The sequence below is a fragment of the Neorhizobium sp. 05N33 genome (assembly GCF_056397445.1).
Genome location: NZ_JBFTNK010000001.1, coordinates 697,064 through 713,085, shown reverse-complemented (window position 1 = coordinate 713,085; position 16,022 = coordinate 697,064). Strand labels below are relative to the sequence as shown.

At 60.5% G+C, this 16,022-nt stretch carries 13 protein-coding genes; 4 read left to right on the top strand and 9 right to left on the bottom strand.

Annotation, left to right across the window (positions count from 1 at the left end; translation table 11 throughout):
• Window positions 1–8: 8 nt before the first annotated feature.
• A complete protein-coding gene (locus AC1DLT_RS03350; protein ID WP_477485990.1) occupies window positions 9–1,553 on the bottom strand; it encodes an ABC transporter substrate-binding protein in 1,545 nt (514 codons plus the stop codon).
• 410 nt (window positions 1,554–1,963) lie between these two features.
• On the opposite strand from AC1DLT_RS03350, the gene AC1DLT_RS03345 reads away from it, so the two are divergent.
• Entirely contained in the window at window positions 1,964–2,932 is a 969-nt protein-coding gene (locus AC1DLT_RS03345; RefSeq protein WP_041366123.1) for a mannonate dehydratase, read from the top strand.
• Between the two features lie 247 nt (window positions 2,933–3,179).
• On the opposite strand, the gene AC1DLT_RS03340 is transcribed toward AC1DLT_RS03345, so the two are convergent.
• The 5 genes from AC1DLT_RS03340 to AC1DLT_RS03320 form a co-directional block, all read right to left on the bottom strand.
• Window positions 3,180–4,271 carry a hypothetical protein gene (locus AC1DLT_RS03340; RefSeq protein WP_247031250.1) on the bottom strand — a complete coding sequence of 364 codons (1,092 nt, stop codon included), beginning with the start codon at window positions 4,269–4,271 and terminating at the stop codon, window positions 3,180–3,182.
• 358 nt (window positions 4,272–4,629) lie between these two features.
• Window positions 4,630–5,451 (bottom strand): inositol monophosphatase family protein, encoded by an 822-nt coding sequence (locus tag AC1DLT_RS03335; RefSeq protein ID WP_477485859.1) that lies wholly within the window; start codon window positions 5,449–5,451, stop codon window positions 4,630–4,632.
• Window positions 5,452–5,467: 16 nt separating this feature from the next.
• Entirely contained in the window at window positions 5,468–6,526 is a 1,059-nt protein-coding gene (locus AC1DLT_RS03330; RefSeq protein WP_040125562.1) for an ABC transporter ATP-binding protein, read from the bottom strand.
• Window positions 6,523–8,754 (bottom strand): ABC transporter permease, encoded by a 2,232-nt coding sequence (locus AC1DLT_RS03325; RefSeq protein ID WP_040125561.1) that lies wholly within the window; start codon window positions 8,752–8,754, stop codon window positions 6,523–6,525. Before AC1DLT_RS03325 ends, AC1DLT_RS03330 begins: the two co-directional genes overlap by 4 nt.
• 78 nt (window positions 8,755–8,832) lie before the next feature.
• Complete coding sequence (locus AC1DLT_RS03320) at window positions 8,833–9,861, bottom strand: ABC transporter substrate-binding protein (RefSeq protein ID WP_040125560.1); 1,029 nt, start codon at window positions 9,859–9,861, stop codon at window positions 8,833–8,835.
• A 191-nt stretch (window positions 9,862–10,052) separates the two neighbouring features.
• Between AC1DLT_RS03320 and AC1DLT_RS03315 the strand changes: the two genes are divergently transcribed.
• Window positions 10,053–11,054, top strand: coding sequence for a LacI family DNA-binding transcriptional regulator (locus AC1DLT_RS03315; RefSeq protein WP_040125923.1), 1,002 nt, complete (start codon window positions 10,053–10,055; stop codon window positions 11,052–11,054).
• Between the two features lie 42 nt (window positions 11,055–11,096).
• On the opposite strand, the gene AC1DLT_RS03310 is transcribed toward AC1DLT_RS03315, so the two are convergent.
• A complete protein-coding gene (locus AC1DLT_RS03310) occupies window positions 11,097–11,879 on the bottom strand; it encodes a helix-turn-helix domain-containing protein (RefSeq protein WP_040125559.1) in 783 nt (260 codons plus the stop codon).
• Window positions 11,880–11,997: 118 nt separating this feature from the next.
• Between AC1DLT_RS03310 and AC1DLT_RS03305 the strand changes: the two genes are divergently transcribed.
• Window positions 11,998–12,945, top strand: a complete 948-nt coding sequence (locus tag AC1DLT_RS03305) for a DUF6282 family protein (RefSeq protein WP_247135215.1) — start codon at window positions 11,998–12,000, stop codon at window positions 12,943–12,945.
• Window positions 12,946–12,947: 2 nt separating this feature from the next.
• On the top strand, window positions 12,948–13,991 hold the full coding sequence (locus AC1DLT_RS03300; RefSeq protein WP_477485858.1) for an NAD(P)H-quinone oxidoreductase: 1,044 nt from the start codon (window positions 12,948–12,950) through the stop codon (window positions 13,989–13,991).
• Window positions 13,992–14,041: 50 nt separating this feature from the next.
• Here the strand turns inward: AC1DLT_RS03300 and AC1DLT_RS03295 are convergent, their stop codons facing one another.
• Together AC1DLT_RS03295 and AC1DLT_RS03290 are read right to left on the bottom strand one after the other, a co-directional pair.
• Window positions 14,042–14,953, bottom strand: a complete 912-nt coding sequence (locus AC1DLT_RS03295; protein ID WP_477485857.1) for a cupin domain-containing protein — start codon at window positions 14,951–14,953, stop codon at window positions 14,042–14,044.
• Between the two features lie 27 nt (window positions 14,954–14,980).
• Window positions 14,981–15,874 carry a beta-keto acid cleavage family enzyme gene (locus AC1DLT_RS03290; protein WP_477485856.1) on the bottom strand — a complete coding sequence of 298 codons (894 nt, stop codon included), beginning with the start codon at window positions 15,872–15,874 and terminating at the stop codon, window positions 14,981–14,983.
• Window positions 15,875–16,022: the final 148 nt, after the last annotated feature.

Genomic DNA, 16,022 nt, shown 5'->3' with positions numbered 1-16,022 from the left:
ACGCTAAGTTACTTATCGGTCTTCGTGACGCCTTCGAGACGTGTCGTCTGGCTCGGATGCCCGATATAACCCTGCACACGGCTCGTCAGAACGATCGGCTCATATCGTTCGAAGAGCGGCAGAACAGCAGGCTTCTGGGCAACGAACATTTCCTGCATCTGAACGTAAAGGGCGCCGCGCTTCTTCGCATCCGGTTCCAGCGCAGCCTTGGCGGTGATGGCCGTCAGTTCGGGAATGTCCCAGCCGGAGCGCCATACGAAGTTGCCGGCATTGTTGGCCTTCAGCGAATTATCCGGGTTGCTCGAGAATTGCTCCATCGCGCCCAGGACGTTCGGCATATAGGCACCCGTCTGCGGGATCAGCAGATCGAAATCGCGCGCCCGGTGCGCGGCGATGATATCCGCACCATTACCCTGCATGATATTGACCTTGACGCCGATCTGGCCGAGCGACGCCTGGATCGCGGTCGCAAGATCGATGCGCGGCGTCTGGGCAATCGTCTTCAGGTTCACCGTGAAGCCGTCTTTGTATCCGGCTTCGGCCAACAGCGCCTTTGCCTTTGCCACGTCCAGCTTCCAATCCGGGCTCGGAATGGCAAATTCGAAGTTTTCCGGAACGGGAACCGTGCGTGCCCGGCCGTACGGCCCCATGATGGCCTTTTCCATGCCCTTGTAGTCGATGCCGTAGGCAATCGCTTCGCGGACCTTGGGGTTGGAAAGCGGCTCCTTGCTGGCGTTCATCGACAGGACGTAAAAGCCCCCTGTTGGGACGCGCTGGATTTCATAACCCTGCTTGCCGGTGAAGGTTGCAAGGTCGGTCGCGGTCAGCGCACTTGCGATGTCGATATCGCCACGCTCGAGCATCAGCCGCTCGACCTGGCTCTCAGGCACATGGCGCACGATGACGCGGCGCATCTTGGGCGGCCCTGCGACGTAATTCTTGTTCGCATCGAGGATGACGATCTCGTTCGGCGTCCACTTGTTCAGCGTGAAAGGGCCCGAGCCTGCCGAATTGGTGCGCAACCATGCATTACCCCAGTCGTCGTTGACGACGTGGCTCTTCAGTTCCTTGCTGTCGACAACGCTCGCGATGACCATTGCCAGGCGATAGAGCAGGAGCTCGGAGGTGACCTCGCCGGAAAGGTCAATGCGGACGGTCTTCTCGTCCGGCGCCGTTACCAGCTTTTCGACATTGCCGCCGTTGTAGCCGACGCGCTTGAGATTGGCGGCGGCGGCCTGGTCGAGTTTCAGGAGGCGGGTAATCGAGTAGACCACGTCCGCGGAGGTGACCGGGTTGCCCGAGGCGAATTCCGCCTTGCGCAGATGGAACGTGATGCCCTTGTCGTCGATCTCCCATTTTTCGGCAAGCTGCGGGGAAATCTTTCCAGAACCGTCGGTGGAAACCAGGCGATCGTAGAGGTTTGCCATGATCTCGTTGGCTTTGGCTTCCGTCGCCTGATGCGGATCCAGCGAGAGAACCTGGGCAAGCGAAGTCGCAATAACAAGCTGATTGGCCGGCGTCTCGGCAAAAGCTGCTGGCGTGCCGAACGACATGACAGCGAAAGCGGCGCCGACGAGCAATCGAGTGCAAAGATATTTCATTGTAACTCCTCCCAGAGCTGACCAAGGGCATCGCCGCTTGTTTTAAGCGTTGTATGATGACTTAGCGGACTTTATGGGGGATGGCAAGCATTGCCGAAATAGCCCATCAGGCTGACTTCCGGACCTTCGGCGAGCCTCCCCGAAGATCTTCAGGGCAAGCTATCCAAGGATAACCGTTTGATAATGCGCGTGATCACGCGATCTCTCGCGAAAAGCCTGAAAGACTATCTGCCGGTGGCGAGAAGTGGCCCCGTAATATGTCCGTCCGCCCGTCTGAACGCCGGACCGCACGAAGATGCTCGACAGTCGATAAAAATCATAATAGGTCGTATGATATGTGAGAGGCTCGGGAGGACGTTAAAATGTATGTTGGCACACAAGTTGGCGCGAGAGATGATGACGACTACCGTGTTTTCGCTCAATTGGGGTTGAAACACATCTGCGCAGACCCGCCCGGCGCGCCTTCGAGCTGGAAGCTGGAAGATCTCGAGCGTCATCGCGACAAGATCGAGAGCTTCGGGCTGATCCTCGACATGATCCAGCTTCCGCTTCCCTCGCAGCCCATCGAGAAGGCGTCCTATCCGGATATCCTCCTCAAAGGCCCCGATCGCGACCGGCAGATCGACGCCGTGTGCAGGTTGATCGAGGAAACGGCGAAGGCCGGAATCCCGTCTGTGAAATACAATCTCAACCTGATCGGCATCCCACGTACCCAGATGGAACCGGGGCGAGGCGGGTCACTCAACGAAGCATTTCGATGGGACAAAGCTGACCAGCAGGCCGAACCAGGCCTGGCGGGTGTGCTGTCCGAAGACGAAAACTGGGAGCGGATCGACTATTTCCTGGAACGGGTGGTGCCTGTCGCGGAGAGCAACAAGGTGCGGCTTGCCTGCCATCCGCATGATCCTTACACCCCGCCCGGTTACAAGGGCGTTACTCGCGTGCTCGGCACCGTCGAGGGTTTGAAAAAGTTCGTGCTGATGCGCGAGAGCCCCTATCACGGTCTCAATTTTTGCCAAGGCTCGATCGGCGAAATGCTGGACAATCCCGGGCAGGAAATCGACGATATTATTCGTTGGTTCGGGACACGCGGCAAGATCTTCAATGTCCACTTCCGTAACATCGCGGGCGGAAAACTTTCCTTCATGGAAACCTTCCCGGACGAGGGCGACATGGACATGGTGCGCTCCCTCAAGGTTTATAAAGAGGTCGGCTATCGCTACATGATCATGCCGGATCACGTTCCCACGATAAGCGGCCGCGATCCCACGGGCGTGGCCTTTGCTTTTTGCTACGGTTATATCGCTGCCCTGCTCGAAGCGATGAAATAGCGACTTCGATGGCCACCTATGCGCCACGAACGTTGATCGAAGCTGCCGAGCTCGGCGGCTCTTCGGGCTCAGCCCGTCTTGCAACAGAGCTTGGACTTCCATGCCGGCAATCTAACCGGCTCCGTATGGAGCCGGACGGGACTGAGACGAATGCCCACTTGGGCGGCAGACTTGAATAACTGGCAGCCATTGCCAGGTTTAAGTGTGCAAAAGATGCTGCCTGAGCAGACGTTCGCCGGCCAGGCTGCTATTTCCAGCTTGTATAATCACTTGCGACGCAGCCAAACGGCGCTCGATCATGGCCGAACCGTTTTTTCAGCTGGCCGCATCCCCATTCGTTCAACGGCGCCGGCATCAGGTTGTTGATGTCCATCCCCGGGCTTTGAAACTGCGTGCTCGAACTGGTCACATACCAAAGCCAGAAACCGAACACGCCGACCACGATCACCAGCAGGGTGCCGAAAAACATTTGCAGCCGCTTCCCGACAGAAATGGTGTTTTTTGCCTCGTCGAGCAACACCGGTCTGCTCTGGCCGTCGTTAAACTGCACGAATGGGGCAAGCGCAGCGTCACGCTCGTCTCCAGTCAGCCCGATACGCTGCAGACGATCATCCAGAAGTACCGGCAAGGCGGTATTACCGTGCCTGACGGCCAGCCCGACGGCCTTTCCATTCGCTTCGCCGACAATCAGCGGCTCTTCGCCGTCCCTCATCCGCGTGTAGACCGAGCGCCCCGTCTTATCGCCGGCGAGCTTGTCGTTGTAGGTGATATTGAGAAGGTTTCGCTTCCGGTCGAAAGCGGTGATTTCGACCGGCACAGGCTTTAGGAGCGCTGGCCGCCGCAGCTGACGTTTGACATGCCAGATCCGCAGAGCCAGAAACAGCATTCCCAGGCTCATGCCGCCGACCAGCGCGGTGAACAGGCCAAGGGTGATGATCCGATTCCAGAGCTTGTCCAGGCCAAGGCTCATGGTCGCCAGTTCCGGGTGATCGATGGAGATCACAAGATCCGTCTCGTAGTCTCCCGTATGAAAGTCTACGAACATGATCTCCACATCAGAGCTGTAGTTTCGTCCGTTGTAGCTGTAGACGAGCCGCGCCTCGCAATCGGTGAAGATGGCCCTGCGGGTCGTGCATCGCCCGTTTTGCACATCCCCATCGTCCATCACCAAGGGGTTCCGGCTGATCTGGAAATCGCGCAGGACCCCCGGCGCTTGCCAGAGGACCAGGAAAACAGCCAGTGCGAGAATGATGGGGGCCAACCAGAAGTAAGCTCCAGGTGTCGAGATAACGTCGCGGGCGATTGAGAGCGGGCGGTTCGGCAAAATGAGAGCGGGCATAATGGCGGCTTTCAACTATGTCGTTCGACGGTTGATCGGACTGATCTCTAGTGTCGCATCGGTGAAGCAATCTGCTTGTTATAGTACCTCTTCAAAAAGCCCGCCTTGGTTAGGACAATTCGTCGATTCGCGGAATAGATGTTTTCCCGCTTATTCGCCTATAGGTAGCCGCCGCCCGTCGGCACCACGAAGACCGACAACACGATTGTGGATGAAGGGATGCCGATCTTGCAAAACTGGTGGTCATTGGAACGCCGGCTTGCCGTTGCTTTCGCACCGACCGGCCGGGCGGCCGAAGGCACTCGAATCGGAATTTGGTTCGACGACCTCGTTATCGGCGTCAGTCATGAATGTGCGGCTACGCGGCGGCAATGTCTCGCGCGCCGATGCCGGCGATCCGTTGCAGGTCTTCGATTGCGCCGGGACCGGCTGCAAGAACCGGAGCGCCCTTGGTCAGCCGTTCGCCTTCGGCCGGAAACGGCAGGTACCAGCCGCCCGCTTCCTTGACGATGCAGTAGCCGCCGAGGCAGTCCCAGGCGTGCATGTACGGTTCGTAATAACCGACGAGACGACCGGCGGCGACATAGGCGAGCATCAGCGCGCCGGAGCCGAGCCGCACAAAGTTGCCGCCGGCTCCAAGCAGATCGGAGACGATCTTGGCAACCGAAGCGGGGGTGACGTGATGGTTGGCGCCGATCCCTGTCAGCGCGTTGCGGATGGTCTTTTTCGGATCGAGCGACAGCGGCTTGCCATTGAGCGTGGCGCCCTGTCCGGTAGAGGCAGAATAGAGTTCGTTGTGACAGGGTACGTAGATCACGCCCACCACCGGCACCTTGTCGTGCACCACGGCGATCGAGACGCACCAGTTCGGCATGCCGCTGACGAAGGGGCTTGTGCCGTCGATCGGATCGACCACCCAGGTATAACCGGAGCTTCCCCCGACCAGACCATATTCCTCCCCCAGAAATCCGTCTTCGGCGAAGTTTTGGGAAACGCGATCGCGAATGAGGTTCTCGACTTCCCGGTCGGCGATCGAGACGACATCCTGGGGATCGCCCTTGGTTTCGATGACCAGGGTCTCGCGCTTGCTGAAATAGTCGAAGGCGACCTTGCCGGCCGCCAATGCGATCTCTTCGGCCAACGCGTGTCGGTCCCTGATTTCCCGTTCATGTATATTCATGACAATATCCTTGTCGTCATTCCGCGATGATGGCGATCCCCCGGTTCTTCAAGCCGATCGCGACTTGAGTCCCGGGGGCAAGGGGACGGTCGACCGACGGGTCGACGATGAACAACGTCCCGCCGCTCGTTTCCGCCTCGTATTCGATATGATCACCGAGATAGGCCGCATGGCTGATCCGCCCGGAAAAGGCAGCGCTCTCGGCCGGCTCCAGGGTGATCGCGCTCGGTCGCACGGCGAGCTTGCCGCGACCTGTCTTTGCGCCGCGCGCCGGCACGACATGCCGCAAGCCCTCGATGCTGACCGTCGCGTGCGCGCCCGAAATGTCGATGATCTCGCACGGCAGGACATTCGCCTCGCCAATGAAGTCGGCGATGAAGGTCGAAGCCGGTGCTTCGTAAAGTTCGCGCGGGCTGCCGGCCTGGGCAATTTCTCCGTCTTTCATGACGATGATCTTGTCGGAGACGGCCAGCGCCTCGTCCTGATCGTGGGTCACGTAGACGGCGGTGAACTGCAGCCGCTGCTGCAGCTCGCGGATTTCCGTGCGGACGCGCCGGCGAAGGCGAGCGTCGAGATTGGACAGCGGCTCGTCGAGCAATAACACCTGCGGTTCGAGCACCAGCGCGCGGGCAACGGCGACGCGCTGTTGCTGGCCGCCGGAGAGCTCGGCCGGGAGGCGGCGACCCATGCCGGCAAGGCCGACGAGCTCGAGCCCGTGCTCGGCCTTCTGGCGTGCTTCCTTCTTGTTCAACCCGGAGGATTCCAGCCCGTAGGCGACGTTGTCGAGCGAGGTCATATGCGGAAACAGGGCATAGGACTGGAAGACCATGGAGACGTCGCGCTCGTTGGCCGGCAACATGGTCACGTCCTTGCCGCCGATCAGGATGCGACCGGAGGTCGGATGTTCGAGGCCCGCCAGCATGCGCAACGTCGTCGTCTTGCCGCAACCGGAAGGTCCGAGCAACGTCACCAGCGTGCCGGGCTCGACGGTCAGCGACAGGTCGTGGATGGCGGTAAAAGCGCCGAAGGTCTTGCGGACATTTTGAAAGACGACCGAACCAGGACTTTGCATCATGCGGCTTTCTCCTCGGAAAAGGCGGGGATTGTTTGGCTGGCAATGCCGGCGACGCGGTTTTCGCGCCTCAGCCGCCGTTCACCGACGATCAGCTGGAAGCCGGCGATGACGCCGATCATCACCACGATCAGCATCGAGGAATAGGCGATCGCCACACCATATTCGCCGTTCTCGACCAGGCCGACGATATAGGACGTCGCCATGTTGTATTGGGCGCTGACGAGGAAGACGACGGCGCTGATCGAGGTGATGGCGCGCACGAAAGAATAAACCAGTGCCGCGGTGATAGCCGGCCGCAAGAGCGGCAGGATGACCTTGCGAATGGTACGAAAGCTGTTGGCGCCCAACGTCATCGAGGCCTCGTCCAGGCTCTTGTCCAGCTGGCTCATGGCAGCGATGCCGCCGCGCACGCCGACCGGCATGTTGCGGAACACGAAGCAGGCCACGAGAACCAGCGCCGTGCCGGTCATTTCGAGCGGCGGCAGGTTGAACGCCATGATGTAGCTGATGCCGATAACCGTGCCGGGAATGGCAAAACTCATCATCAGCGCGAATTCGAACAATTCACGGCCGGCGAATTTCTGCCGGACGATGACGTAGGCAGTCGCAAGTCCCACGGCGGCGGTGAGCGGAGCCGAGATGAGAGCGATTTCCATCGTCGTCCAGAACGAATTCCAGGCGACGCCCGTCCAGGCAATCGATCCGTCGCGCATGGTGACGGAGAAGGCCTTGGTGTAGTGGGCGAGCGTCAGCGTGTTGTCGAGACCCCAGGTCTTCACGAAGCCGCCGAAGATGATCATGCCGTAGACGACCAGCGTGAAGATCATCCACGGAATGACGATCGCATGGACGCCGATGGAAAGGCCGCGGGGTAGCGCAATGTGCGAGCCGCTATCGCCCTTGCCGGTGACGGTCGCGAAATTCTTGCCGGAAAGCCAGACACGTTGGGCAAGGAAAGCCGACAGCGTGAAGCAGAGCAGGATCATGGCAAGCACGGCGGCGCGGGACGGATCGTTCTGCGAGCCGACGACAGCGAAAAAGATTTCGGTCGAAAGCACGCCGTGGCTGCCGCCGAGGACCAGCGGGTTGCCGAAATCGGCCATGCTTTCGATGAAACCGATCAGGAATGCATTGGCGAGGCCCGGCTTCATCAGCGGCAGCGAGACCCGCCAGAAGGTGCGCCAGCGGTTGGCACGCAAGGTCTGCGAGGCTTCCTCCATCGACGGGCTGACACCCTCGACGACGCCAATCAGCACCAGGAAGGAGATCGGCGTGAAGGAGAGGACCTGGGCGATCCAGATGCCGGTAAGCCCATAGAGCCAGCGGCTCGGTTCGACGCCGAGGAGCGACGAAAGCTCCTGAGTGACCACGCCGGCGCGCCCGAAGAGCAGGGTGAGTGCGAGGCCGATCACGAAGGGCGGCGTGATGATCGGCAATACGGTCAGGAGCCGCAAGCCTTTCTTGAACGGAAAGCGGGTACGCGTCGCAACCAGCGCAAAGGCGAGCCCGAGGGTGGTCGAGCCGGCCGCGGTCAGGATCGCCAGAAACAGCGTACGCCAGGCAATCCCGCAGCGTGCCCCGCCAATCAGGCAATCGAGGCTCCAGATCGACGAGTCCGCGATATTGCGGCTGAAGCCGTCGAAGTTCGCCGAACCGTTGAAATCCTGGAAAGCGCCGATGAACATGCTGCCGATCGGGTAGAAGACGAAGACGGCGACGAGGAAGACAAGCATGGAAATGGTCGAAACGACGAATGCATCGCCACGCATGGCGCCGCGTTCCGCAAGGCCGAAGGAGAAGATCAGCACGAAGGAAATCGAAGCAAGAACCGCACCGGCGCCCATTGAGGACTGGCCACCCACAATCTGGCCGAACAACGTTTCGCTTATGGTCCAGGTCCATCCGGTGGCGCCGATCGCAAGGCCCTGCAAGGAGAGAAACAGCACGCCGAATCCGCCGGCCCAGGCGAGAATTGCGCCGCGCCCCATGGGATCGGCAACGAAACGTGCGACGAGCGCCACGGCGAGGGCGAAAAGCACGGCCAGCAACCACCAGCGGCCGTAGATGGTCATCTGCAGAATGCCCGGCGCGACCGCATCCGTGCGGGGAAAGTCAGGCAGCCACGAGAAGGAAAAGAACCCCTTCTCGATCCGGTACCATGGCAGGACAATCGTGGCCGCGATGGCAATGGCCAGCACGATGTCCAGTCTGCGGTTGCGATTGTCCATGGCCGACAGTGACCTTGCTTAACAGGAGAACAGGTCCGCCGCACCGGGACGAGCCCTGGCGCGGCGGAACGATTGACGTCAGTTGGCGTTCGCGCCGATTTCCTTGTCCCAGCGCTCCAGGAGCTTCTTGCGGGTGTTCGGATCGCCGTATTTGGTGAAGTCATAGTCGATCAGCTTGATGTCGGAGAACTTCGGCGATTCCTTCGGGACTTCTGCCTTGGAATTCGACGGCAGCTGGAACGACTTGGCTTCCTTCATATGCGACTGCACATCGGCCTTCAGCGCCCAGTCGTACCACTTCTTGGCGTTTTCCATGTTGCGGGCGCCCTTGACGATCGACATGGAGCCGATTTCGTAGCCGGTGCCTTCGCATGGCGCGACCGACTTTACGGGGAAGCCTTCCACGGCCACAGCCACGGCATCGTGCATGAAAACGATACCGATCGCGGTTTCGCCGCGGCCCGCGGCCTTGACCGGAGCCGAGCCGGACTTGGTGTATTGCGAGATGTTGGCGTTAAGCTTCTTCAGGTAGTCATAGGCCTTGTCCTCGCCCATGATCTGTACGAGCGTCGCCAGCGCGGTATAGGCGGTGCCGGACGAATTCGGATTTGCCATCTGGATCTCACCCTTGAAGGAAGGATCCAGCAGGTCGGCCCAGCACTTCGGCTCTTTGTAGTTCTTCTGCTTGAAGCGGTCGGTATTGTAGCCCCAGCCGAGCGCGCCGGCGTAAACGCCGACCGTGCGGAAGCCCGAGGCCTCCGCCTGCTTTTTCGCCCAGTCGTTGAGCTCTCCGAGCAGCGGCGATTTGTACTCCTGGGTCAGTCCCTCGGCGGCCGCCTGCAGATGCGGGTCGCCCGTGCCGGCCCACCAGATATCGGTTTTCGGGTTGCGCGCTTCGGCGCGTATCTTGGCATAGGTTTCGCCGGACGACAGGCGGACCATGTTCACCTGGATGCCGGTTTCTTTCTGGAACATCTGCTGCATCATTTCGCAGATGACGACATCCGCGGAACAGATGAGATTGAGTTCTTCAGCCGCACGGGATGCCGTGGCATTCGTCATAAGGCCAGCCGCGAGCGCAGTCGCAGCCATAAGAGCAAGGCGCATGATTTATCCTCCCAGATTTGGTGACGCCTCCACATCACCCGCTTTGCAAGCGTGTGCAATGGTTCCACGTACTTGCATCGCTTGTCAATAACCTATCGCTGAAGAATTCCAGCAGCATTGGTTGCCCCCATCATATATTTGTTGCACTCGTTTGCAAAAATAGGCATGAGATGGGCAAGGGAGGGGTGGCGATGAGCCGCAAGATTTTCGTCAGCGCCAAGGAGGTCGCCGATCGGGCAGGGGTGTCCCGGTCCGCTGTGTCGCGCACCTTTACGCCCGGCGCCAGCGTGTCGGACGAGACGCGCCGCCGCGTTACGGAGGCCGCCGAAGAACTTGGTTATCACGTCAACCACCTCGCGCGCGGGCTGATGCGCAATGAAAGCGGTATCGTCTGCCTGATCGTGTCGGAAATGGACACGCCCTATCGCGCCAGGCTCGTCCGCGCGCTGACCCAGCAGCTTCAGGTCACGTCGAAGATCGCCATGCTGATCAATACCGACCGTTCGGACGATAGCGTCGATCAGGCATTGCGGCAGGCGATTAGTTATCGCGCCGATGCCTCAATCATTCTCTCCGGGATGCCCGACAAATCGATCACCGACCTCTGCCTGAAGAGCGGCCAGCGCCTCGTGCTCATCAACCGTGACGAGGATCGGGAGGGCGCGCTGATGATCAACCTCAATGACCGGCAGGCGGCGCGACGCGCCTTCATCGCGCTGTTGCGCGCCGGTTGTCGCAGTTTCGCCTTTGCCAATTCAGAGGCGATGACACCAAGCCTGATGGCGCGCGAGGAGGGGTTCTGCGCCGCCGGCCGCGAACATGGGTTCGAGGTTACGGTGGAGCGTTTCGGCCCGACGACCTACCAGAGCGGCGCTGTGCTGGCGCAGCGGCTTCTCACCCGCGAAAAGCGGCCGGATGCGATCTTCTGCGTCAACGACCTGCTGGCCTGTGGGCTGATGGATGCGGCCCGCCACCAGTTCAACCTCGTCATCCCCTCGGATGTCTGCGTCATCGGCTTCGACGACATCGAGCAGTCGTCCTGGTCTTCCTACAACCTCACCACATTTGCCCAGCCGATCGATCGAATAGCGACCGAAGCCGTAGCCTGGCTTGACCGCCTGCCCGCGGAACTTGGCAACTCTCAGAAGATGCACGCCGAACTGGTTTGGCGCGGATCGGTTCGGGGCGGCTGATTGCGATGCCGCGTTTAAGAGCAGAGCGAAAGATCGAAGCAATCAGACTGCAAGTTGGTTCGAGAGGCGATCCAGATCCTCCGAAATTGCTTTTGCCGCGGATTTCAGGATGGGGGCATACCGCTCGCAAGCTTCCTGCTCCGACTTGAATGCCGATTTGAAGTAGGTCAAACCGATGCTCGCCAGCACCCGATCGCCTTGACCGATGATGGGTACGGCAATCGTGTTGGAGTTTTTCGGCTCCACCAGCGATGACCTGACGGCATATCCATTTTCGTGCACCCTTCCCACGAGCCTCTTCAGCTCGTCGGGATGATGGCTAAGGGCGTTCTCCGGATCGTCCGAGCGCTTCAGGACACCGATGATCAGTTCGAATTCTTCCTTGTCCAGAAAAGCCAGATAGGCAAGGCCGAGGCCGCGGGTGAGAAGGTTCAACCGCTTGTTGACCGTGCTGTGGAACGGCGAAATGAAACTGTCCGGCACGGTGCTGAAACGTACCACCATCCTGTCATAGTCCGGCAACGCAATCGCCACCGGCCACTTGTGCTGCCGGGTCATTGCGATCGCCCATGCGCGCCCGGCTTCCACGACCAGAGGATCCTTGTGAAAACCGGAACTTAAGGAGGTTACTAGCGCGCTGACGTGATAGCCGCCCTGCCGGGGATCGTTCTCGACATATCCCGCATCTTCGAGAGTGCGCAGGATGCGCACGAGAGTGGGCTTGGGAAGTTTCGTCCGGGCGTGCAGTTGCGCGATCGTGTTGATGGGCTGCAGGTTGAGTTCCTGCAGAACGGTCATCGCGCGTTCGACAGCTCGAATGCCCATGGATCCTCCTCCCGTAGCATCTTGGCGACCGTTTCGTAACGCGGAACGACAGCCAAGACAAGTTGTCGTTTCCCGGGGTCACGCTTTACCAGAGCCTAGTTGATTACAGGGGAAGACCATGGCTTCGGCAGACGATGCAAACCGCAATAGGGAACAAGTCCGGCAGCTTATCGCTGGCATAGACGACGGCGTGGCCAATGGTCTGTTGAAGGGCGCCATCGACCTTCACGTCCATTCCGGCCCGTCGACCATGCCGCGGAAGCTCGACCACATGGAGGCGGCCGACGAGGCGGCGGCGGCCGGGATGCGCGCCGTGTTGTTTAAGGATCACCACTATTCGGTGGCGCCCGTCATTCCGATGATGGAGCGTTTGTTCGGAGACCGCGGGCTGTCGATGTTCAGCGGCCTGGTTCTCAACAATTCGACAGGAGGGCTGAACCCGTTCGTCGTCGACGCTCAGTTGAAGATGGGTGCCAAGCTGATCTGGATGCCGACGGCGCAGGCGGGCAACCATATCCGCAGCGCGCATCGCAAGACGCGGCTGGCAACCAATGTTGAGCTCCGGCCCTCTCCGGCGCTCACCGTTGTCGACCCCTATGGAAAGATCCTCGACGAGGTGAAGCAGATTCTCGACCTCATCGCCGAATTCGATGTGATCCTCTCGTCGGGCCACCTGCATGTATGGGAAATCTGGAAACTCTTCGACGAGGCGCGGTCACGTGGTGTCAAGCGGTTGCTCGTCAACCATCCCATGTACGGCCTGCATTTTACGTATGAAGACGTCCGCGACCTGGCCAGGCTAGGCGCATTGATCGAGCAGTCCGCTGGGCTTTATGTGGATTCCCGCTTCAACACCTACACGCCCGAGGAGTTCAGGGAGCATATTCTTGCGGCCGGCGTCGAACATTCCTCGATCGGGTCCGACCTCGGACAGGTGGACAATCCGACGCCGGTGGAAGGCATGCGTCAGGCCATCAAGCTTTGCCTGGCGCTCGGTTTCAGCGAGGCGGAGGTGCGGATCATGGTCGCAGACAATCCCGCCCGCCTGCTTGGATTGACCGGCTGAACGTGGGTGCCGCGGTCGAAACCATGCAGGCTGTCCTGATCGAGAAGACCGGCGGGCCGGAAGTTCTTCAGATCGCCGAACAGCCGCGTCCGCGGCCAAGGTCGGGAGAGGTTTTGATACGGGTCTTCGCCGCCGGGGTTAATCGTCCCGACGTGCAGCAACGGCGGGGGCTTTATCCAGCCCCGCCGGACGCCTCCCCGATCATCGGCCTCGACGTCTCCGGCATGGTCGAAGACGTGGGCGACGGCGTTGACGCGCTCCAGATTGGAGACGCGGTCTGCGCACTGGTCAACGGCGGAGGCTATGCGCAATACTGCGTTGCTCCGGCGGTTCAGTGCATGCCGATTCCGCGTGGCTTCAGCTACGTCGAAGCGGCATCGCTGCCGGAGGCCTTTTTTACCGCCTGGAACAACTTGATATGGCTTGCCCGGCTCGGGAACGGGGAGACGCTGCTGGTCCACGGCGGGACGAGCGGAGTGGGAATGGCTGGCATCCAGATTGCTCGACACCTGCGCAATGCCACGCTTTTCGCTACGGCCGGCAGCGACGAGAAACGAGCCGTCTGCGGCGCTCTCGGTGCGCGGGCGACATTGGATTACCGTGGCCGGTGGGACGAGGAAATCCGTGCGTTGACAGGCGGCGACGGGGTCGATGTGATCCTCGATGGTCAGGCCGGACCTGACACGCAACGCCAGTTGGACCTGCTGAAAAACGACGGACGTCTGGTTTTCATCGCGAGCCATCAGGGGCCGACCGCGGAGGTGGACATTCGTGCGCTTGTGCGTCGTAGGCTGACGATCACCGGTTCGACGCTGCGGCCAAGACCTGCTTCCTACAAGGGGCAAATCGCCAGGGAGTTGGTCGATCAGGTCTGGCCGTTGCTCGAGAGCGGGCTTATCGTGACCCGTATCCACGAGATCGTCCCGTTCTCGCAGGTTCAGGCCGCCCATACCATCCTCGACGAAAACCGGCAGATCGGCAAGGTTGTGCTGGCGGTCGATCCGGCGCTTGCCGAGACCGTTCCTGTGCCCCGCCCCGGATCATGATACTCCCGAGATCGGTCGGGCGGCAGTGGATGCCGCCGCCCGACCAATCTTCAGCTTTCGGGCAGCGGATAGTCTTCTTCGTTCAGAACCCAGCCCGGTTTTGCCGAGAAATCCGCCCGCGGCGGTGCAAAGATATCCACCAGCTGATTGACGCCGGCAGATTCCGCCGTCGTCGTATGGATGGCGGGTGGCGGAATGACGCAGATCGAAGGCGACTCGCAGTAGAGATGTTCGTCTTCACGCCAGATATTCATGTTGGTCGCCCACGGCCAACGTAGATGATGGGTAAAGCTGCCGCTGAGCGCCAGCGAGCATTGTTCGAAATCATCGTGATGATGGGGCGAGACCTTGTCGCGCTCGCGGGGGCCGATCCGCGGGGTGAGATAGTTAATCATGAAGGTCGTGCAGCGATAGATCCGCCCGAATCGGGAGGGATCTTCGGGCACGTCCAGGGTATACCACTTCAACTTGAGGCCGCCGGGCGGTTCGGGCCAGGCTTCGAACGGCGGCACGTTGGGGTGCGGCCCGTTAAAGGCATCGGCGTTGGATGCCGCCTTTGCCAGGTCCTCCGATTTCGGAGTGAATAACCGGACGATCGTGCCGGAGGTCAGCAGTCGGATCGAGCTTGCCCCAGGCGGCACAAAGGCCACGGAATAACCCGGAACGATCGTGCTTCCTCGCGCCGTCGTAATCTCGACCGAGGTCTCCCTGTCCGGGATGATCAGCGCATATTCGTCAGGCTGGGTTTCTCTTGAAAAGGTGCCGCCTTCCTTGCCGTTGCTATAGACGACGACGAAGTTCTGCCCGCGACTGATCCAGGTGTCGCCGTTGGCATCGCTGACCTGTGGGTCTTGCTGATAGAAAAGGCCGGTCTGAGAGCCGAAGTAGCTGGTATGCGCCACGGCATCCTTCTGCGCGGCACTGCCCTGCAGGCTCGACCGCGGGTCGCTTTGGACGTACATCTTTATCTCCCTTGCTTCGGATGTGTTTCAGCTCGCCATTGGAAGCTGTTTTTTCAGCTTCAGGATTTCGCGCGTCTCACCCACCGTGGCGATCGTGCCTCCGAGCTCCTTCACGATTCGCACGGCCTTTTGGACAAGGACCGTGTTGCTCTCGGCCAGCACGCCTTTTTCGAGATAGATGTTGTCCTCCAGGCCGACGCGGACATGTCCACCCGCCAGCCAGGCCTGCGCCAGCATCGGGAACTCGAAGCGCCCCACGCCGAAAGCGGCCCAATGCGATCCCGTCGGGAGAAGCGATTTCATATAGAGAAGGGTTTCGGGCGTGGCGATCGCGCCGTAACGAACGCCGAGCACGATCTGGAAAAGCGCCGGGCCATCGAGCCGCCCCTCCTGCAGGAAATGATTGGCAAGCTGTATGTCGCCCGTATCGAACACTTCGAGTTCGGGGAGGACGCCGGCATTTCGAATGATATCGGCCATGATCGCCAGGTTGCGCGGCGTGTTGATGACCACCGATGTCCCGGAATACATCGTGTTGAAGTCGAGGCTGCAGATCTCCGGTCGCAACGAGGCGATATGTTCGACGCGAAGTTCCGGCCGCAGCAGGGTCGTCCCCGGCGCGGCAGTCTTCGGGTCGTCTTCGCTCGGGATGAAGCGACCGCCAGGACCGGTGGTGAGGTTGATGATGACGTCATCGTCGGCCGCCCGAAGGCGCTCGACGACCTCCCGGTAGTGGGAAAGTTCCATGCTCGGTCTGCCGTCGGGATGCCTGACATGGATATGGACGATGGCCGCGCCGGCGCGGGTAGCCTCCAGGCAGGCATTGGCGATTTGTTCCGGCGTGATCGGCAGATAGGGCGTCTGCGAAGGGCTCGTTATATTGCCGGTAACGGCACAGGTGATGATTGTGGGATCGGCCAAGCGTCGCCTTCCTTGCTGAGTGCGGTCGTCTATCGACCATGAGGGTTCGCGTATTCGCTCGCACCGGAAGCCGCCGATCACAATTCTTATCGGCGGCCGTTTCGCGCCTAGAAACGTACAGGCGGCCGCAGGCGGCGTTCCGCAGCGA